General features: G+C 64.2%; 19 protein-coding genes and 1 pseudogene. 14 read left to right on the top strand and 6 right to left on the bottom strand.

Annotated features, from left to right (window positions below; translation table 11 throughout):
- Window positions 1–39: 39 nt before the first annotated feature.
- The 5 genes from purH to NVV79_RS07205 all read left to right on the top strand — a co-directional run bounded on the left by purH (window position 40) and on the right by NVV79_RS07205 (window position 5,480).
- Window positions 40–1,626 (top strand): bifunctional phosphoribosylaminoimidazolecarboxamide formyltransferase/IMP cyclohydrolase, encoded by a 1,587-nt coding sequence (gene purH / locus NVV79_RS07225; RefSeq protein WP_303987606.1) that lies wholly within the window; start codon window positions 40–42, stop codon window positions 1,624–1,626.
- A gap of 123 nt (window positions 1,627–1,749) precedes the next feature.
- Window positions 1,750–3,102 (top strand): lipopolysaccharide biosynthesis protein, encoded by a 1,353-nt coding sequence (locus NVV79_RS07220; RefSeq protein ID WP_303987604.1) that lies wholly within the window; start codon window positions 1,750–1,752, stop codon window positions 3,100–3,102.
- Window positions 3,103–3,192: 90 nt separating this feature from the next.
- Window positions 3,193–4,599, top strand: coding sequence for a 3-isopropylmalate dehydratase large subunit (gene leuC / locus NVV79_RS07215; RefSeq protein WP_303987602.1), 1,407 nt, complete (start codon window positions 3,193–3,195; stop codon window positions 4,597–4,599).
- Entirely contained in the window at window positions 4,590–5,018 is a 429-nt protein-coding gene (locus NVV79_RS07210; protein WP_303987600.1) for a metallopeptidase family protein, read from the top strand. The genes leuC and NVV79_RS07210 overlap by 10 nt, the downstream gene beginning before the upstream one ends.
- Window positions 5,019–5,174: 156 nt before the next feature.
- Window positions 5,175–5,480 (top strand): hypothetical protein, encoded by a 306-nt coding sequence (locus NVV79_RS07205; protein ID WP_146290968.1) that lies wholly within the window; start codon window positions 5,175–5,177, stop codon window positions 5,478–5,480.
- A gap of 51 nt (window positions 5,481–5,531) precedes the next feature.
- Here NVV79_RS07205 and NVV79_RS07200 read toward each other — a convergent pair whose 3' ends face one another.
- On the bottom strand, window positions 5,532–5,828 hold the full coding sequence (locus NVV79_RS07200; RefSeq protein WP_146290969.1) for a hypothetical protein: 297 nt from the start codon (window positions 5,826–5,828) through the stop codon (window positions 5,532–5,534).
- Between the two features lie 116 nt (window positions 5,829–5,944).
- On the opposite strand from NVV79_RS07200, the gene rimM reads away from it, so the two are divergent.
- From rimM to NVV79_RS07175, 5 genes and pseudogenes are all read left to right on the top strand, one after another.
- Window positions 5,945–6,481 carry a ribosome maturation factor RimM gene (rimM, locus tag NVV79_RS07195; protein WP_303987596.1) on the top strand — a complete coding sequence of 179 codons (537 nt, stop codon included), beginning with the start codon at window positions 5,945–5,947 and terminating at the stop codon, window positions 6,479–6,481.
- On the top strand, window positions 6,478–7,170 hold the full coding sequence (trmD, locus tag NVV79_RS07190) for a tRNA (guanosine(37)-N1)-methyltransferase TrmD (protein ID WP_303987594.1): 693 nt from the start codon (window positions 6,478–6,480) through the stop codon (window positions 7,168–7,170). The genes rimM and trmD overlap by 4 nt, the downstream gene beginning before the upstream one ends.
- A 187-nt stretch (window positions 7,171–7,357) precedes the next feature.
- Window positions 7,358–7,910 (top strand): annotated as a pseudogene (gene rplS, locus NVV79_RS07185) (50S ribosomal protein L19).
- A gap of 92 nt (window positions 7,911–8,002) precedes the next feature.
- Window positions 8,003–8,593 carry a hypothetical protein gene (locus tag NVV79_RS07180; RefSeq protein ID WP_303987592.1) on the top strand — a complete coding sequence of 197 codons (591 nt, stop codon included), beginning with the start codon at window positions 8,003–8,005 and terminating at the stop codon, window positions 8,591–8,593.
- Window positions 8,594–8,990: 397 nt separating this feature from the next.
- Window positions 8,991–9,803 carry an exodeoxyribonuclease III gene (locus NVV79_RS07175; protein WP_303987590.1) on the top strand — a complete coding sequence of 271 codons (813 nt, stop codon included), beginning with the start codon at window positions 8,991–8,993 and terminating at the stop codon, window positions 9,801–9,803.
- A gap of 5 nt (window positions 9,804–9,808) precedes the next feature.
- Here the strand turns inward: NVV79_RS07175 and NVV79_RS07170 are convergent, their stop codons facing one another.
- From NVV79_RS07170 to NVV79_RS07160, 3 genes are all read right to left on the bottom strand, one after another.
- Window positions 9,809–10,456: a DUF930 domain-containing protein gene (locus NVV79_RS07170; RefSeq protein ID WP_303987588.1), complete on the bottom strand. Its 648-nt coding sequence runs from the start codon at window positions 10,454–10,456 to the stop codon at window positions 9,809–9,811.
- A gap of 71 nt (window positions 10,457–10,527) precedes the next feature.
- Window positions 10,528–10,986, bottom strand: a complete 459-nt coding sequence (locus tag NVV79_RS07165) for a Crp/Fnr family transcriptional regulator (protein ID WP_303987585.1) — start codon at window positions 10,984–10,986, stop codon at window positions 10,528–10,530.
- Window positions 10,987–11,146: 160 nt separating this feature from the next.
- Window positions 11,147–12,040 carry a LysR family transcriptional regulator gene (locus tag NVV79_RS07160; RefSeq protein WP_303987584.1) on the bottom strand — a complete coding sequence of 298 codons (894 nt, stop codon included), beginning with the start codon at window positions 12,038–12,040 and terminating at the stop codon, window positions 11,147–11,149.
- 217 nt (window positions 12,041–12,257) lie between these two features.
- On the opposite strand from NVV79_RS07160, the gene NVV79_RS07155 reads away from it, so the two are divergent.
- The gene (locus NVV79_RS07155; protein WP_303987582.1) at window positions 12,258–12,911 is read left to right on the top strand and encodes an NADPH-dependent F420 reductase; all 654 of its coding nucleotides are present in this window, start codon (window positions 12,258–12,260) and stop codon (window positions 12,909–12,911) included.
- A 79-nt stretch (window positions 12,912–12,990) separates the two neighbouring features.
- Here the strand turns inward: NVV79_RS07155 and NVV79_RS07150 are convergent, their stop codons facing one another.
- Window positions 12,991–13,674, bottom strand: coding sequence for a response regulator transcription factor (locus NVV79_RS07150; RefSeq protein WP_303987580.1), 684 nt, complete (start codon window positions 13,672–13,674; stop codon window positions 12,991–12,993).
- 310 nt (window positions 13,675–13,984) lie between these two features.
- Window positions 13,985–14,659, bottom strand: coding sequence for a YggS family pyridoxal phosphate-dependent enzyme (locus NVV79_RS07145; RefSeq protein ID WP_303987578.1), 675 nt, complete (start codon window positions 14,657–14,659; stop codon window positions 13,985–13,987).
- A 129-nt stretch (window positions 14,660–14,788) separates the two neighbouring features.
- On the opposite strand from NVV79_RS07145, the gene leuS reads away from it, so the two are divergent.
- Genes leuS through holA form a run of 3 tightly spaced genes read left to right on the top strand, consistent with a single transcriptional unit; the run spans window position 14,789 to window position 18,922 of the window.
- The gene (leuS, locus tag NVV79_RS07140; RefSeq protein ID WP_303987576.1) at window positions 14,789–17,407 is read left to right on the top strand and encodes a leucine--tRNA ligase; all 2,619 of its coding nucleotides are present in this window, start codon (window positions 14,789–14,791) and stop codon (window positions 17,405–17,407) included.
- A complete protein-coding gene (gene lptE / locus NVV79_RS07135; protein ID WP_303987575.1) occupies window positions 17,394–17,900 on the top strand; it encodes an LPS assembly lipoprotein LptE in 507 nt (168 codons plus the stop codon). The genes leuS and lptE overlap by 14 nt, the downstream gene beginning before the upstream one ends.
- Window positions 17,900–18,922, top strand: coding sequence for a DNA polymerase III subunit delta (holA, locus tag NVV79_RS07130; RefSeq protein ID WP_303987574.1), 1,023 nt, complete (start codon window positions 17,900–17,902; stop codon window positions 18,920–18,922). Before lptE ends, holA begins: the two co-directional genes overlap by 1 nt.
- Window positions 18,923–18,943 lie beyond the last annotated feature (21 nt).

Raw genomic sequence — 18,943 nt, 5'->3', positions numbered from 1 at the left:
AGCGAGCGCGCAACTCACAGCACAGGGCGAGACATCCTCATGAGCAAGACGGTCAAGGTCGGGCGGGCGCTGCTTTCGGTATTCGACAAGTCAGGCATGGCCGACTTCGCCCGAGGTCTGAGCGCCGCCGGCGTGGAACTGGTCTCCACCGGCGGCACGCACAAGCTGATCAAGGATGCCGGCCTGCCGGTACGCGAGATCGCCGACCTCACCGGCTTCCCCGAAATGATGGATGGCCGTGTCAAGACGCTCCACCCCAAAGTGCATGGCGGCCTCCTGGCGGTCCGCGACAAGGCGGACCATGCCGCTTCGATGGCAGAACACGAAATCGGCGCCATCGACCTCGTCGCGGTCAACCTCTATCCCTTCGAAAAGACCGTCGCTTCCGGCGCCTCCTATGACGATATCATCGAGAATATCGATATCGGCGGCCCGGCCATGGTCCGCTCCGCCGCCAAGAACCACGCCTATGTGACCGTGGTCGTCGACCCCGCCGATTATCCGGAAATCCTCGGCCACATCACCGAGACCGGTGGCGTGCCCTTCGCCTTGCGGCAGAAGCTGGCGGCCAAGGCCTATGCTCGCACCGCCGCTTATGACAGCGCCATCTCGACCTGGTTCGCCCGGGCAATCGACTATCCCGAGATCCCCTTCCGCAGCTTTGCCGGCTCCCTGCGCGAAGTCATGCGCTATGGCGAAAACCCGCATCAATGGGCCGGCTTCTACGCCAATGGGGAGGACCGTCCCGGCGTCGCCACCGCCACCCAGCTGCAGGGCAAGACCCTGAGCTACAACAATATCAACGACACCGACGCCGCTTTCGAGCTGGTCAGCGAATTCGACCCCGCCGAAGTCGCCGCCGTCGCCATCATCAAGCATGCCAATCCCTGCGGCGTGGCCGTGGCCGGTGACCTGCTGACCGCCTACAGGGACGCCCTGCGCACCGATCCGGTCTCGGCCTTTGGCGGCATCGTCGCCACCAACCGCGAGATCGACGCCACCACCGCCACCGAGATCGTCAAGGTCTTCACCGAGGTGATCGTCGCCCCCTCGGCGACGCAGGAAGCCCAGGACATCATTGCCGCCAAGAAGAACCTCCGCCTGCTGCTGACCGGCGGCATCGCCGACCCCAAGGCCGATGGCCTGATGGTCAAGTCCGTGGCTGGTGGCCTGCTGGTCCAGTCGCGCGACAACAGAAATGTCGATGATTGCGACCTCAAGGTCGTGACCAAACGCCAGCCCACCGCGGCCGAAATGGCCGACCTGCGCCTCGCCGCCAAGGTGGCCAAGCACGTCAAATCCAACGCCATCGTCTATGTGAAATCCGGCGCCACCGTCGGCATTGGCGCCGGGCAGATGTCCCGCGTCGATTCCGCCCTCACCGCCCATCGCAAATCCATTGATGCGGCGAAAGCCGCCGGCATCGAGGGCGCGCTGACCCGGGGTTCGGTGGCCGCGTCCGACGCCTTCTTCCCCTTCGCCGATGGTCTGGAAGCACTGGTCGCGGCCGGCGCCACCGCGGTGATCCAGCCGGGCGGCTCCATGCGCGACGACGAGGTCATAGCAGCCGCCGACGCCGCCGGCATCGCCATGGTCATGACCGGCATGCGCCATTTCCGGCACTAATCGGGGCGGGCCGACCTTACCAATATGTAACCTGCCTGTACCGGCTCAGGTAAGAGCTTCCTAAGACTGGCATGGCAGATTGTCGGGATCGCGGCCGGATGGCCCGCGGCCCCGAGGCGTCTCATGCGACTACCCATTCCCTCAGATCTGTCGGCTCTGCTGCATACGGGCTTGTGGCGTTCCTTCGGCTCGCTGGGCATCAAGGTGGCGACTGCCGGCCTCACCTATCTCACCTATGTCGCGCTCTCGCGCACCATGACTCCGGACGAATACGGCCATTTCGCCTTTGGCCTGGCCATCGCCACCGTGCTGGCCATCGCGGCCGGTGTCGGCCAGCCCATGGCCGTTCTGCGCCTCTGGCCGCAGGAAAGCGTGGCTGGGCAGAAACAGGCCGCCATCGCCGCGGTCCGCTCCGCCTCGATGCTGACCATCCTGGCCAGCCTCGTGGCCAGCCTCGGTCTCGCCACCATCGTCTTTGTCGCCCTGCAATTCGTCACCATCGAAGACACCGCCAGCCATTTCTACGGCGCCGCCTTCCTCGTCCTGCCCATGGCCCTGGCCGAATACAATTCCTCGGCCCTGCGCGCGCAAGGCTCGCTCTGGACCGCCCTGGTGCCGCGCGACATCCTCTGGCGCCTGGCGCTGCCCGCCGCGGTGCTGGGGCTCTTCGCCCTGGGCATCGTGCTCAGCGGCCCTGACGCCCTGGTCCTGTCGGCCGCCTTGCTGTCCGGCATGCTGGGGCTGCAATTCTGGCAGGCCATGCGGGCCGGCTATGTGCTGGCCCCCACCTGGCGTGGCGTGCGCGCCTATTGGCAGCGCTGGGGCGGCATCAGCCGCTGGCTGATGTTGGGCGCCCTGATCGAAACCGCCGCGCTCAACGCCGACGTGATCCTGGTCGGGCTGATGCTCGATCTCGAAAGCTCCGGCGTCTATTTCAACGCTTTCCGCACCGCCGGCCTGATGACGCTCTTCACCTTCGCCATCGAACTGGTCATCGCGCCCATGGTGGCCGAGCATTATCACGCCGGCCAGATGCGCCAGGCCCAGGCCATAACGGCGCTCTGCGCCTGGGCGGGTTTCGCCTTCTCGCTGGTGATCTTTGCCGGCTTCGCCTTCTGGGGCGAATGGATCCTCAGCTTCTTCGGTCCGGCCTATGCCGAGGGCACGCTGGTGCTGGTGCTGCTGGCCCTGGGCCTGCTGTTCGATGCCGCCACCGGCCCCTCCAAGATCGTCATGATGATGACCGGCCACGAACGCGCCTATGTCGGTATTTTCGGCATCATCATGGGGCTGGGCTTCCTGGTGCAGATCGCCGTCATCCCGACCTTCGGCATTGTCGGCGCCGCCGCCGCCAATATGGGCGCGCGCATTATCGCCCAGCTTGCCATTGCGCTGTGGTGCCGCCAGCGCATCGGGCTCGATACCAGCCTGTTCGGCGTATTTTCGGTGCGCCGCGCCGTGGATCGCCCTGCCTGACCATAACCGTACCCATGAGTACGGTTATGCTTGACCGCCAGGCCCTCCCGGCTTAGAACCACTCCAAACTTTCCCTGCCGGAATACCGCAATGACCAAGGCCCGCACGCTCTACGACAAGATCTGGGACGACCATCTGGTCCAGAACAACGAGGATGGCACCTCGCTGCTCTATATCGACCGGCATCTCGTGCATGAAGTGACGAGTCCGCAGGCCTTCGAGGGCCTGCGCATGAACAATCGCAAGGTGCGCCACCCCGAGCGCACCCTGGCCGTGGTCGACCACAATGTGCCCACCACCGACCGGAGCCTGCCCAATCCGGACCCGGAAAGCGCGATCCAGATCGCCGCTCTCGCCGAGAATACCAGGGATTTCGGCATCGAATATTTTGACCCCTTCGACAAGCGCCAGGGCATCGTGCACATCGTCGGCCCCGAACAGGGCTTCACCCTGCCCGGCATGACCATTGTCTGCGGCGACAGCCACACCTCGACCCATGGTGCTTTCGGCGCGCTGGCGCACGGCATCGGCACCTCGGAAGTGGAACACGTCCTGGCCACCCAGACGCTGATTCAGCAGAAGGCCAAGAACATGCTGGTGCGCGTGGACGGCAAGCTGCCGCCCCATGTCACCGCCAAGGACATCATCCTTGCCATTATCGGCGAGATCGGCACGGCCGGCGGCAATGGCCATGTCATCGAATTTGCCGGCGAAGCCATCCGCTCGCTATCCATGGAAGGCCGCATGACGGTCTGCAACATGACCATCGAGGGCGGCGCCCGCGCCGGCCTGATAGCGCCCGACGAAACCACCTTCAACTATGTGAAGGGCCGCAACCGCGCACCGACCGGCAAGGCCTGGGACATGGCGCTCGATTACTGGAAGACGCTCTATACCGACGAGGGCGCGGTCTACGACAAGGTGGTCATTCTCGACGCCGCCAAGCTCCCGCCCATCGTGTCCTGGGGCTCTTCGCCCGAGGACGTCATCACCGTCACCGGCGCAGTGCCCAACCCCGACGACATCGAAGACGAGAACAAGCGCGCCTCCAAGTGGCGGGCCCTGGACTATATGGGCCTCAAGCCCGGCACACCGATCACCGAGATCGGCGTTGACCGCGTCTTTATCGGCTCCTGCACCAATGGCCGTATCGAAGACCTGCGCGCGGCGGCGGCCGTGATCGGCGACCGCAAGGTCGCCGCGTCAGTCAATGCCATGGTCGTGCCCGGCTCGGGCCTGGTCAAGGATCAGGCCGAGGCCGAGGGCCTCGACAAGATTTTCAAGAATGCCGGCTTCGAATGGCGCGAGCCCGGTTGCTCCATGTGCCTGGCCATGAATCCGGACAAGCTGAAGCCGCAGGAGCGCTGCGCCTCGACCTCCAACCGCAATTTCGAGGGTCGCCAGGGCTTCAAGGGCCGCACCCATCTCGTCTCGCCCGCCATGGCCGCGGCCGCGGCGATTGCCGGTCACTTCGTCGACATCCGCGAGTGGCAGTAAGTCACGATGATTGGGGGGCGCGTTTCGCGCCCACCCTCGATGACATCGAGGCGCTGGCCACGGCCGCGCTGAAAGACCTGCCCGAGCCGTTCCGCTCGCTGGCATCGGATGTCACCTGCTCGGTCGCCGAATTCGCCGAGGACGACATTCTCGACGGCTTCGGCATGGAAAGCCCGTTCGAGCTGATGGGACTGTTTTCCGGCATCGGCATGACCGAGGACGGCGCCGTGCCGCAGACCGGACAATTGCCCAACACCGTCTTCCTCTATCGCCGCGCCATTCTCGACTATTGGGCCGAGCATGACGACAATACGCTGGGCGAAATCGTCACCCATGTGCTTGTGCATGAACTGGGCCACCATTTCGGCTTTTCCGACGAAGACATGGAAGCAATTGAAGCCGCAGCCGACCACGACTAGACGATGCTGTTGTCGCGCCCGGCCGCTGTTAAGGTAAACCAACGGTAAATCTTGGGATTTCCACGCTACAGGCTATTACTTGCACCACTGCGCTCCCGATAGCCGCTGGCCCGTCGATTCCGCGCAGGATGTAATCAAGATGTGGGAAACACCGAAATGACCGTGCGGTCCAAGACGACCCTCAAGATTGTACAGCCCGAAATCGAGCAGATCGAAACCGTCCTTCAGGATGCCGCCAAGCAGGCCGCGCCCATGGTGCAGCGCCTGGCCTCGCATCGTGACCGGATCGACCTTGCCCTCAAGGAACTCGAAAGCGAACGCTTCGAGCTGATCTCGCGCCGCGACCTGCTGCGCCGTCAGGTGGAGGCCGTCGAGCAGGGCCTGGCCATGCATATCGAAGATATCGAAGCCACCATGCACCTCTACGAGGGCGGCCTCAACGCGCTGCCGGCCACCAACTGAGCCGGCTTCACCCTGCGGACGGCATATGACGAGGCGCCTGGAGCCATCGCGCTAGCGTTCGACGAACTCGAACTCCGCCTCGTTGCCGCCCGCCGGGTCATCTGACACGCGCAGCGCCAATCCACCCTCGTCCAGCGCCGCGAACCATTCTTCCCAGCTGACCAGGTGAAAGCCGCCAATGCGGTCGGGCCCTTCATTGCCATCGGTATTGATGGCGTGCTGGCCGAATGTCAGTTGCAGCAGCGTCCGCATGCCGGTGCCGTCAGGCGTATCCATGAGCATGGGATTGCCGCCCCGGGCCTCGGCCCATTGGCGGATATCGTCGCGATCGGTGAGAATTCTGGGCATGGCGGGCTCCTTGCTGGCTTTGCTTGCACAAGTGTCGCGCCGCCTGCTTGGTTCCGCAACAATTCCCAAGCCGCCCAGCGCCTGCTAATACGCTCCACAAAGCTGGCGGAGCGAGCATGACGACGAAGACCAACCAAATCTTCCTGGGCCAGATCGGCGCCGCGCATGGCATCAAGGGCCAGGTGCGCATCGCCACCCACACCCAGGATCCCGAAGCCATCGGCAGCTATGGTCCGCTCGATACCGACCGCGCCGGCCTCACCGTCACCTTGACCAAGGTGCGGCTGCAGAAAAATGTGGTCATTGCTCACATCAAGGGTATTTCCGACCGCAATGCTGCCGAGGCGCTCAACGGGGTGAGCCTTTTTGTCGATCGCGCCCGCCTGCCCGAGCCTGATGACGAGGACGATTTCTACCATGCCGACCTGATCGGGCTCGATGTGCGGCTCGATAATGGCGTCAGCATCGGCAAAGTGTCGGCGCTGCCCAATTTCGGCGCCGGCGACCTCATCGAGGTGCGCGATTCCCAGAGCGGGGATACCTATCTCTACCCCTTCACCAAGGCCGTCGTGCCTGACGTCAATATAGCCGAAGGCTATCTCACCATCATCGTGCCAACGGATGCCGCCGAGGGCGAGGAAGAGCCCGATTGAGCTTTTCGGCTTCCATCATCACGCTGTTTCCCGAGCTGTTTCCCGGCCCGCTGGGCGCCTCGGTGCTGGGGCGCGGACTGGCGGACGGATTGTGGTCGCTCGAGGCGACCCACTTGCGTGATTTTGCCACCGACCGGCACCGCACTGTCGATGACACCCCTTCAGGTGGCGGCGCCGGCATGGTGCTCAAGCCCGATATCCTGGCCAGGGCCATCGATACGGTAGCGCCCGCATCCGATCCCCGCCCGCGCATCCTGATGTCGCCGCGCGGCACGCCGCTGACCCAGGCAAGGGCCCGCGAGCTGGCACTGGGGCCCGGCGCGGTCATCGTCTGCGGCCGTTTCGAGGGCGTGGACCAGCGCGTCATCGATAACCGGCAGCTCGAGGAAATCTCTATCGGCGACTATGTGCTGGCTGGCGGGGAAGTCGCCGCCATGGTGCTGCTGGAGGCCGTGATACGGCTCATTCCGGGCGTGCTGGGCGGCGCCGACAGCCATGCCGACGAGAGTTTTGAGAACGGACTGCTGGAATATCCGCAATATACCAGGCCGCAGAGTTTCGAGGGCATGGACATCCCCGCCATACTGACCTCGGGCGACCACGGGAAAATCGCCAGATGGCGCGCCGAACAGAGCCAGGCCCTCACCGCAACGCGCCGGCCGGACCTGCTGAAGACGACAAAGTCATAAAACCGCAGCAAACGCTGAACTCAGCGGCCGTTTTCGCCTATAGCCGCGCCACTATTGCGATGTCGGGCTTATCGGACCCTGATCGCATCAATAAAAAGACGAAAAACCTCCGTTACCAACCAAGACCGGGCGACGAGCCGAAAGGCCCGATAAACGCTCCTTTGAAAAGATTCAGAACGGAATCGACATGACCAATATCATCGAACAGCTTGAGGCCGAGCAGGTTGCTGCTCTCGCCGCCAAGCGCGAACTGCCCGACTTCACCCATGGCGACACCATCAAGGTGTGGGTCAAGATCCGTGAAGGCGACAAGGAACGCCTGCAGGCCTATGAAGGCGTCGTGATCGCCCTCAATGGCGGCGGCATCACCGCCAGCTTCACCGTGCGCAAGATTTCGTATGGCGAAGGCGTCGAGCGCGTGTTCCCCTATTACTCGCCCAACGTGGCCAGCGTGGAAGTGCTCAAGCGCGGCAAGGTCCGTCGCGCCAAGCTCTATTACCTGCGCGATCGTCGCGGCAAGTCGGCCCGTATTTTCGAATCGACCAATTCCCGCACCAAGAAGATCGAGGCCGGCGAGCGCGAGGCTGCCCAGGCTGCCCGCGAGGCGCGTGAAGCCGAAAAAGATCGCTGCTGCCGAGGCTTTTGCCGCCGAGCAGGCCGCCAAGGATGCGGAAGCCGCAGCCGCTGCTGCCGCCGCCGAACAGGCTGCTGCTGCCGAAGAGGCCCCCAAGGCAGAATAAAACGGGTTCTCATACCCGCCCTTGCCTGAAGCAATTCAGAGCCCGGCCCCGCAAGGAGCCGGGCTTTTTCGTTATCGGAAGGAGGAAGCAAGATGGATTTACGCGAAACATCCCGGCGCCTGCGCCAGCAGGCCCAGCTCATTCTGGACAATACCGGCTGGCCGGATCTGTTCACCGAGCGCTTCGGCACCTGCGCACTGACCGGCAGCGCCCGCTATGACCTGATGGTCTGGCCCGATATCGACATCCACATGCCCGTGCCGGCCAGCTACCGCATCGAATGGGCCGCCATGCTGGCCGCTCTCAATGCCGGGCTGGAACGGGCCGGATTGCGGCTGCACAAGGCGCAGATGTGGGATGATTATGTCGACCCCCACCCGCTCGGCGCGGGCCTCTATTGGGGCATCCAGTTCGTCGAGGCCGACGGCACGGCCTGGAAGTCGGACATCTGGGGCTGGGAGCCGGACGACTATGCCAGGCGCCAGGCCGGGGATGCCGCGCTGATGGCGCGGCTGGCCGACGCCGACCGTGACCTGATCTTGCGCCTCAAGACCCAGGCTATGGCCCGGCCGGACTATTATGGGCCGGTAGTGGGCAGTTGGCACATCTACCACGCCGTATTGGCGGGCGGCGCGAGCCTGGCCGATGTCGAGCGCTGGAAAGCCGAAAATCCGCAGTGGTAGGGGCTGCGCTCGGCGGCAATCGAAAAAACTTATCCCCGTGCCGAATCTCGAGCGCATACTCCTGTCCATTCCCGCCATTCACGCGGCCCCGACGCAGGGCCGGGCGGGGAGGCTGGAGACGGGGGCGCCCGTTTGGCCGGGCAGAAAGTCGGCAGCTGGGCTTGCGATATAGTCCCACCTGTGTCCGGACCCGGTGAGGAAACTCCAGATCCGTGATGGGCGGCCCTTGGCTCCCTGAGTTAGTAAACTGGATCGAGTCAAAGGCCGCCCATTACCCGTGTAACCGCAAGCGAAAGCCGGGCGGCGATTTCGGCTGTCTGCATAGGTCATTTGCGGCTTGTGGTCTGCCGCCGGCTTGGCGATAAGGGACGCGTTCCCTCTCCGTTCGAGTCTTGCCATGCCCGTCTCCATCGTCACCTGGAACATCAATTCCATCCGGCTGCGCCTGCCCATGGTGCTCGATTTCATCGCCCAGCACGCGCCCGATGTGATCATGTTCCAGGAGATCAAGTGCCTGGACGACCAGTTTCCGCGCAATGCCTTCATCGAGGCCGGCTATCCGCATATGGCCGTGCATGGCCAGAAGGGCTATCACGGCGTCGCCATCGTTTCGAAATTTCCGCTGACGGATGTATCGAGCCGGGTGTTCTGCGAAATCCCCGAATCGCGCCACATCTCGGCGCTGACCGATTTCGGCCACGGCCCGGTGACCCTGCACGATTTCTATATCCCGGCCGGCGGCGACGAGCCCGACCCCGAGGTCAATCCCAAGTTCAAGCACAAGCTGGGCTTCCTGTCCGAACTCACCAACTGGTTCACCGATCCCGTCTTCCAGCGCGGGCATCTGATTGCCGGCGACTTCAACATCGCCCCGCATGAAAATGACGTCTGGAGCCACAAGCAACTGCTCAAGATCGTCAGCCATACCCCGGTCGAGACCGAAGCGCTCAATGCCATCCTCAATGGCGGGCATGGCTGGACCGACCTGGTGCGCAAGCATGTGCCCTATGACCAGAAACTCTATTCCTGGTGGAGCTATCGCAGCGCCAATTGGGAACTGGCCAACAAGGGGCGGCGGCTGGACCATATCTGGTCGACGGCTGATGTGGCAGAACACTGCATCGGCGCCGAAATCATCAAGCCCTTCCGCGGCTATGCCAAGCAGCCGAGCGACCATGTGCCGGTCATTGCCCGCTTCGCCGGAGTCTGAATCTGCTAGTTCAGCCAGTCGTCATCGGCATTGAGGAAGTGCTCCTCCCACTCGCCCCGGGGGATGGCGGGACCCATCGCATATTCGAAGGCGCTGACACTGGCAATATCGGGCGCCACGGCGCAGTGATAGCGGAAGTGAAACCACTTTCCGCCGCTGCGTACGGCGCCCCCCTCGGCATCGAGCGCGTTGCCGCTGACCTCCATGCTGTCGAATGCATAGCCCACCAGCGCATCGGCCATGACGGCTGGCTCGGCGCTGCGCAATTGCTCCAGCGCCTCCATGTTGCAGAGCTGGATGACCTGCTCGCTGGTGGCCAGCAGCGGAAAATTCCTGCGCACTTCCGCATTGGCCGGATCGGACAGGATGCCGGAAGCATAGAAATCCGTGGCCACCACCATGCCGTCATCGTCCCCGGCAGTTTCGGGTGGTGCCGGCTCGACCGGTGCAGCCGGCATGGCTTCGGTTGCAGGGATAGCGGGTGGAGGCGGCTCTGCTTGCGCCGGCACCAGCTCCACGGCGATCGCCCGCATCGGCACCCGCTCCAGCGTGCGGGGCACCGTCAGCAGCAGCAACGCGGCCAGCAATGCTCCATGAGCGAGGAGCGAAGCCGGCAGCGTCCATCGAACGAGAATGTCGGGCCTATGGGGCATGTCCGGTTGGCGAAGGCGGCTGATATGGCCGTCGGTGACAGGACTTTGCGGCACTTTGCGGGCCCCCAGCCCTATTCCGCCTTCATCTTCCGCCGCACCGGCTCCAGCGCATCGAGATAATTGCCCAGGTCGCGCTCGACGCGGGCCACGGCGCGCTGCGCCAGGTCGGGCGATTGCTGCACCAGCTTGAGGAAGGCGGTGCGCGGCACGAACAGCGTCCTGACATCGGTGACGGCGGTAATGGTCACCGGGCGCGGCTTGGCCAGGATCAGCGCCATGGCCGAGACCACGCTGCCCGGCTCGGAAATCGCATAGGGCTTGCCGGCGCCCGGGCCTTCGGGCTTGGCCTTGAGCGTGCCCTCGATCAGCACGAACGCGCCCTGCGGCACGTCGCCGGCCTTGTAGAGCACCGCATCGGGATCGAAACGGTGCATGTCGCCGGCAAAGGCCAGCATGCGCCGCTGCTCGTCGTCGCAGATATCGAAGAATTCGGCCTGGGCCAGCGCCTCGGCCGCATCGTCCCTGATCATAGGCCCAATCCGGATGCACACGCGGCTCCGCCGGAACGGAGCCGCTTCAACCTATAGGGCATTTTGCTTCGCTTTGTACCGGATTTTGCGACGGTCCACCGGGTTTGTCCTCCCGATAGGGAAGGCGGGACCCCGAGCGTCGCCGGCGACCTGCCGCGCTTCAATCGCGCACGGACAGCCCCGCGAGAAGCGGAGCGTATGCGGCGAGCCTGTGGGATACAAACTCCGTGAAGAGCCGCACGCGCTTCGTCTTGCGTGTCTCCCCCTGCGTGAGAAGCCAGAGCGTTCCATGCATGGGCAAGTCGGTGCCCGGCACCCTCACCAATAGAGGGTCGGTATCTCCGACGAAGCACGGCAGTTTCGTCATCCCGATGCCTTGCCGCGCCGCAACGATCTGCGTCTCGGCGTCCGGGGTCCTGAACGGAACTCCCGTAGTGGGAATCTCTCCCTCGCGCGCCCAGCCCGGAATTCCATGATTGTCTATGACGATCCACCGGATGGGATCAGGCGCGCCCGCATGCCAGGCAGCCAGTCGATCGCGAGACATGTAGACGCCGCTGAACAGCTCCGGTCCTTTCAGGCCGTGAAGATTGAGCGGCAGGGTCTTGCGGTCGGCGACAATGCGGATCGCGATGTCGGCCTCCCGGTTGGTCAGATTCGCCACCGCTCCGGACGACAGGACTTCTATCTCGATGTCCGGGTGCAGACGCGCGAAGTCGGCGAGATCCGGCATGAGCAGATGTGTGGCGAGGAACGGTGGAAGCGTCACCCGCAAGAGCCCGCGCGCACTCTGGTCGCGACCGAAGACACGCGTCTCCAGCAAATGCGACGACGCCTCCATCTGGTTGGCCAGTTCGAGGACCTCGCCGCCCGCTTCCGTCAGGCGGTAGCCAGAGGGCAGCTTTTCGAACATATGCGCCCCGAGGCGTTCCTCCAACTGAGCGATGCGGCGCAGCACGGTCGAGTGATTTACCTCGAGGCGCATGGCGGCCGCCCGCACGGAGCCTCCGCGCGCGACGGCAAGAAAATAGCGAACGTCGTCCCAGTCGATCATGGTGCAGCTCCGCACCGCGCGGTGCGCCTTCCGAAGCCCCGCATCTAACACATCGAACAGCAATGCGGGCTGTTATCATAGCCCCCATCGTCAGTGCGCCACCCGATTCCGAGCGGCGGATAATGATCTTCGCGGCCGACGCCAATCGTCCAGCCGGATCGATTTCGCACCACCGATATGCGCGCTTCCGCACTCAACGCCTGGCTCCGGCGGACCCATGTTGAGGTCTCGAGGGACGATCCAACCAACAGAACGGAGAAGCATTATGAGCTACGCGATTATAGGATTCGGCAAGATAGGCCAGGCTCTCGCCCAGGCCTTTGCCCGCAAGAACATCGACGTGATCGTCGCGAGCCGCCGTCCGCCCGAGGCATTGGCGCCGCAGGCTCGGGCGATCGGACCCACGGTCGTCGCCAAGTCGCTGCAAGAAGCAGTCGGGGCTGCCGACACGATCATCCTGGCAATCCCGTTTGGGGAGCATCGCGCGGTTGCGAAGGCCCTGCCGAACTGGGAAGGCAAGACAATCATCGACGCGACGAACGTGTTTGGAGTGCCTCCTGGAGAGCTGGACAATCTGCCATCCTCCGCCTTCGCCGCGAAGGCGTTCCCCGGCGCCAAGTTCGTCAAAGGGTTCAATCACCTGATTGCAGCCACCCTGGCGACCGATCCGGTCGTCGAGGGCGGCCACCGGGTGGTCTTCCTGTCGAGCGACAACGCGGACGCCGTCGCGCCCGTGGCGGCCTTGGCCAGACAACTCGGCTTCGCGCCCATCGAGCTGGGAAAATTCGACGAGGGTGGCGCGCTGGTGCATGCACGCGGCCGTGTCTGGGGGCAGTTGATCTTCCAGGACCTGCTCAAGAAGGAGCAGTAACGGCTTTACCGCACCCGTGGCGGCGCCATCTCCTGATCAGGTTTGCATAGCCTGGGGGAAATGGCGCCAGAGGCCGTCTCTACGGCACCAGGCGATAGCCGCCCTCTTCGGTGACCAGCAGGCGCGCATTGGAGGGGTCGCGCTCGATCTTCTGGCGCAGGCGGTAGATATGGGTTTCCAGCGTATGGGTGGTGACCCGGTTATTGTAGCCCCAGACCTCCTTGAGCAGCACGTCGCGCGTGATGGTCTTGGGACCCTGCCGGTACAGATATTTCAGAATGGAGGTTTCCTTGTCGGTCAGCCGCACCTTGGCACCGTCATTGGCCTCGAGCAGCTTGGCCGAAGGCTGGAAACTGTAGGGGCCGATGGTGAAGACCACATCCTCGCTCTGGTCATGCTGGCGCAAAGCGGAATTGATGCGGGCCAGCAGCACCGGAAAGCGGAAGGGCTTGGTGAGATAGTCGTTGGCGCCGGAATCGAGCCCGCGGATCTGGTCGGCATCGCTGTCATGCCCGGTCAGCATGAGGATAGGGCTCTTATAGCCCTCGCTGCGCAGCACCTTGACCGCCTCGCGCCCATCCATATCGGGCAGGCCGACATCGAGAATCATCAGGTCGATATTGTTTTCGCGGGTCACCTTGAGAGCATCATTGGCGGTTCCCGCCTGCATAATCTGGAATTCATGCTGCGTTTCCAATTGCTCGACCAGGGTCTGGCGAAGATCAGCGTCGTCGTCCACCAGCAGGATGCGTCGCTTGTTCATTGTTTTCTCCGGTCTTTTTGCATCGGCCCCCGCCATGGGTCACAATATTGCGACCGGTTTTTGGCCAGCCAATCACAACGGCGTTATTGCCCACAGCAACGAAGAAAAGCGGCGGAAGTTGCAGTGCCTGCTGTAATGACGACAAAATAGGGTGTGGCACTTTCGCAAGGTCTGTGCGTGTGGCGCACCCCCACCCCTTGACCCCTCCCCACAAGGGGAGGGAGACGATGAACACCGACATTCGAGCTGGCGCCTCCCTCCCCATGATGGGGAAGGATTGAGGGTGGGGGTGGGGCCACGCGCACCAATGCTAGGGCTGAGGCCGCGCCCCGAACAGGGCCGAACCCACCCGTACATGCGTCGCGCCCATGGCGATGCCCACCTCGAAATCGCCGCTCATGCCCATGGAGAGGCGGGCAAGGCCGGCGTCGCGGGCCAGGGTGGCGAGATGGGCGAAATAGGGCCCGGGCGGCACGCCGTCGGGCGGGATGCACATGAGGCCGATGATATCGAGCCCGTGGACATCGCGGCAGCGCTGGACGAAGGCCACGGTTTCGGCCGGGGCAATGCCCGCCTTCTGGTCCTCGAGCCCGATATTGACCTGGACGAAACAGGGTAGCTTGCGGCCAGCCCGCGCCATTTCGGCCGCCAGCACGCCGGCCAGCTTGTCGCGATCCACTGTTTCGATGACGTCGAACAGGGCCACCGCCTCGCGCGCCTTGTTGGTCTGCAGCGGCCCGATCAGGTGCAGCTCGATATCGGGATAGCGGACCCGCAGACCGGGCCACTTGTCCTTGGCCTCCTGCACGCGATTTTCCCCGAAGACGCGCTGCCGGGCCGCCAGGAACGGCTCGATCGCCACAGCCGGAAAAGTCTTGGAGACGGCGACCAGCTCGACCCGTTCGGGCGGGGCGCCGAAGCGGGCATGGGCGCGGGCGATGCGCTCTTTGATGGCAGCGAGGTTGCCGGCGGCGGCCAAGTCCATGCTTTCGCCCTGTTCCTGTTGACCTTGGTGGGGATTTCTGGTGATGGTCCGGTAGCCAAAATCCCCCTAAACGCAAGCCGCGCCGGACTTTACCCGGTGCCTGCGCCAAATCATCCAAGGACGAGTTCAGTGAGCGGCGAACGCTACAATCCGCGCGAAATGGAACCCAAGTGGCAGAAGGTGTGGGACGATGCCCGCAGCTTTGTCAGCGCCAATGACGATCCGCGCGAGCCCTATTACGTCCTCGAGATGTTCCCCTACCCGTCCGGCCGCATCCATATGGGCCATGTGCGCAACTATTCCATGGGCGACGTGGTGGCGCGCTATTACCGCGCCAGGGGCCGCAATGTACTGCACCCCATGGGCTGGGACGCCTTCGGCCTGCCGGCGGAAAATGCCGCCATCGAGCGCGGCATGAATCCGGGCACCTGGACCCGCCAGAACATCGAGGCGATGAAGGCCCAGCTCAAGTCCATGGGCCTGTCCATCGACTGGACGCGCGAAATCGCCACCTGCGAGCCCGAATATTACAAGCACCAGCAATCCATGTTCATCGACATGATGGCGGCAGGCCTGGTGACGCGCAAGAAATCCAAGGTCAACTGGGACCCCGTCGACATGACCGTGCTGGCCAATGAGCAGGTCATCGACGGGCGCGGCTGGCGCTCGGGCGCCGTGGTGGAGCAGCGCGAGCTGACCCAGTGGTTCTTCAAGATTTCCGACTATGCCGAGGACTTGCTGCAAGCACTGGACGAACTGACGGGGTGGCCCGAGAAAGTGCGCATCATGCAGCGCAACTGGATCGGCAAGTCCGAAGGCCTGCGCCTGCTGTTCGAACTGGTGCCTGATGAGGCCACGGCGGCGACCAGCGTGGACGTTTTCACCACGCGTCCGGACACCATTTTCGGCGCCTCCTTCATCGCGCTGTCGCCCGACCACGCCCTGACGGCCGAATTGGCCGCCAACAATCCTGACCTGGCCGAATTCGTCGCCGAATGCCATCGTCAGGGCACGGCGACCGAAACGCTGGAAAAGGCCGAGAAAAAGGGCGTGTTCACCGGATTGCGCGTGAAGCATCCGGTCATCGAGGGGCAAACCCTGCCCGTCTATGTCGCCAATTTCGTGCTGATGGACTATGGCACCGGCGCCATTTTCGGTTGCCCGGCGCATGACCAGCGCGACCTGGACTTCGCCCGCAAATATGACCTGCCGGTGGTGCCCGTCGTGCTGCCCTCTGGTGCCGACGCCGCCAGCTTCGCCATTGCCGACGAGGCCGTGACTGATCCCGGCGTGATCTACAATTCCGGCTTCCTCGACGGGCTGACGGTGGACGCGGCCAAGAAGGCTATTGCCGAGCATTTCGCCGCCCGCAGCGTCGACGGCCAGCCGCAGGGCAAGGTGGAAGTCAACTACCGCCTGCGCGACTGGGGCCTGTCGCGCCAGCGCTACTGGGGCGCGCCCATCCCGATCATCCATTGCGAGACCTGTGGCACCATTCCCGTGCCCAAGAAGGACTTGCCGGTCGTGTTGCCCGCCGATGTCAGTTTCGACAAACCGGGCAATGCGCTGGATCATCACCCGACCTGGAAGCATGTGAACTGCCCGCAATGCGGCGGCGCGGCGCGGCGCGAAACCGACACGATGGACACGTTCGTCGACTCGTCCTGGTATTTCGCCCGGTTCACCGCCCCGCATGCCGATACGCCGACCATTCCCGCCGTGGCCAACCGCTGGCTGCCTGTGGACCAGTATATCGGCGGCGTGGAACACGCGATCCTGCACCTGCTCTATTCGCGCTTCTTCACCCGCGCCATGAAGGCGACCGGCCATGTGGACCTGGACGAGCCATTCAAGGGCCTGTTCACCCAGGGCATGGTGACTCACGAGACCTACAAGTCATCAGCGGGCGAATGGGTGCCGCCGACCGAGGTGGTGCTGGAAGCCGCGGGCGAGCAGCGCTCCGCCCGGCACATCGAATCCGGCGAGCCTGTTACCATCGGCTCCGTGGAAAAGATGAGCAAATCCAAGAAGAACGTGGTTGATCCCGACGAGATCGTCGCCACTTACGGCGCCGATACGGCCCGCTGGTTCATGCTGTCGGATTCTCCGCCGGAGCGCGACGTGCAATGGACCGAGGCCGGCGTCGAAGGCGCCAGCCGCTTCCAGCAGCGCGTCTGGCGACTGGTCAGTGAAACTATTGCATTGATGGAACAATCTTCCGAGATTGTTCTTGGAACGGACGATGATGAAGCCAAGAACCTGCGCAAGGCGGTGCACCGGGCCGTGCATACGGTCGGCGAGGATATCGAGGGCCTGCGCTTCAATCGCGCCGTAGCGCAGATCTATGAGCTGACTAATGCGCTGGTGCGCGCCGCGGGCCTGGCTTCGGCCGCTCCAGCGGCGCGGATCGGGGCGCTGCAGGAAGGCGTCGAGCGGCTGATCCAGCTCATCGCGCCGATGATGCCGCATCTGGCCGAAACCTGCTGGCAGGCCTTGGGCAAACCGGGCCTGGTGACCGACGCGCCCTGGCCGGAAGTCGACCCGGCGCTGCTGGTGGACGACACGGTGACCCTCCCCATCCAGGTCAACGGCAAACGCCGCGGCGAGATCGCCGTGGCCAAGGGCACGCCACCAGCCGAGGTGGAAAAGCTGGTCTTGTCAATGGACGAGATTGTCCGCATTCTGGCCGGACAGGTGCCGAAAAAGATCGTCGTCGTGCCGGACAGGATCGTCAATGTCGTTGTTTAAGCCCCTGCGCCATCTAGCAGCCGCAAGCCTCGCGCTGGGCCTCGCCACGGCGTTGGGCGCCTGCAGCTTCACGCCGGTCTATAGCGGCACGGCGGCCAATCAGCCCCTGCTGGAGCTGGCCTATGCCAAGCCGGCAACGCGGCTGGAACAGATCGTCTATCAGGAACTGGCTTTGCGTTTCGGCCGCTCCGAGAATGAAACGGCGCCGCTGGCGCAGGTGCGGGTCTCTTCATCCGCCCCGGCCATCGGCTATTCGGCCACGGCCAATCCCAACAAACCCTACCGCGCCACGGTGACGGCAACGCTGACCCTGACGCGCCGCGACGGCACCACGGCCGAACCGCTCGTCCTCACTCGCCAGGCCAGCGCCGAATATACGACCAGCGGCCAGGTTCTGGCCGATACGGCCGCCCGAACCGATGCCGACGAGCGCGCCGCCAAGGCCGCCGCCGAATCGCTGCGCCTGGCCCTGCTGGCCGCGCTCAGCCGCTGATGACGGCTCTCAAGGCGCATGAAGTCGCCCGTTTCCTGGCCCGACCCGACCTGAGCGAGGGCATTTTCCTCGCCTATGGTCCCGATGCCGGCCTGGTGCGCGAAACGGCGCAGCGCCTGATCCGCCAATTGAGCAGCGACGACCCCGAATCGGCCAGCGTGGTGGTGCTTGACGGCGCCGAAGTGGATGCCGACCCTTCCATTCTCGCCGTCGAAGCCCGCACCATGTCGCTGTTCGGCGGCAAGCGCATCATCCGCGTGCGCGGCGCCGGCAAGTCGCTGGTGATGACGCTAACGGAATTGCGCGACGACCCCGCCGGCGCGGCCATCGTGCTCGAAGCCGGCAACCTGCCACCGCGCGACGCACTGCGGGCGCTGGTGGAGGCGGCCAGGCTGGGTCGCGCCCTGCCCTGCTACCCCGATAGCGACGAGACGCTGCAGGCGCTGATCCGTGAGACCTTCAACCAGCACGGCATTCGCATCGACCCCGATGTAGTGACCACCTTGCGCGAAATCCTCGGCAATGACCGGGAAATCACAAGGCGCGAGTTGGAAAAGCTCTGCCTTTATGCCGCAAGCAGCAAGATGCTGACCCGTGAGGACGTGCTGCTGCTCTGTGCCGACAATGGCATGCTGGTCATCGACGCTATTCTCGACGCCACCGGCGCCGGCCACGCCGAAAAGCTCGAATTGGCGCTGGACCGGGCTTTGTCGTCGGCAGTCGATCCGCAAAGGCTACTGGCCATGTCCACCATCCATTTCGCCAATCTGCGCCGCTGGCGCACCGAGGTGGATACCGGCAAGACGCCACGCATGGTGCTGGAAGGCCTGCGCCCCAAGCCGCATTTTTCCCGGATTTCCAGCCTCGAGCAGCAATTGCGCCTGTGGTCGGACACTGCGCTGGCCACGGCCTCGGAACGCATCCTGCAGGCCACGTCAGACAGCCGTCGGCGCCCCGCTTTGGCCGAATCCAGCCTGCGCCGGGCCTTGCTGGCCATCTGCATGATGGCTGCGGCGCATTAGCGTTTCACGTGAAACCCCAGC

Source organism: Devosia ginsengisoli, from assembly GCF_024707105.1.
GTDB lineage: Bacteria > Pseudomonadota > Alphaproteobacteria > Rhizobiales > Devosiaceae > Devosia > Devosia ginsengisoli_A.
The sequence above is the reverse complement of the archived record's forward strand: the minus strand, read 5'-3'. Positions and strand labels throughout refer to the sequence as shown.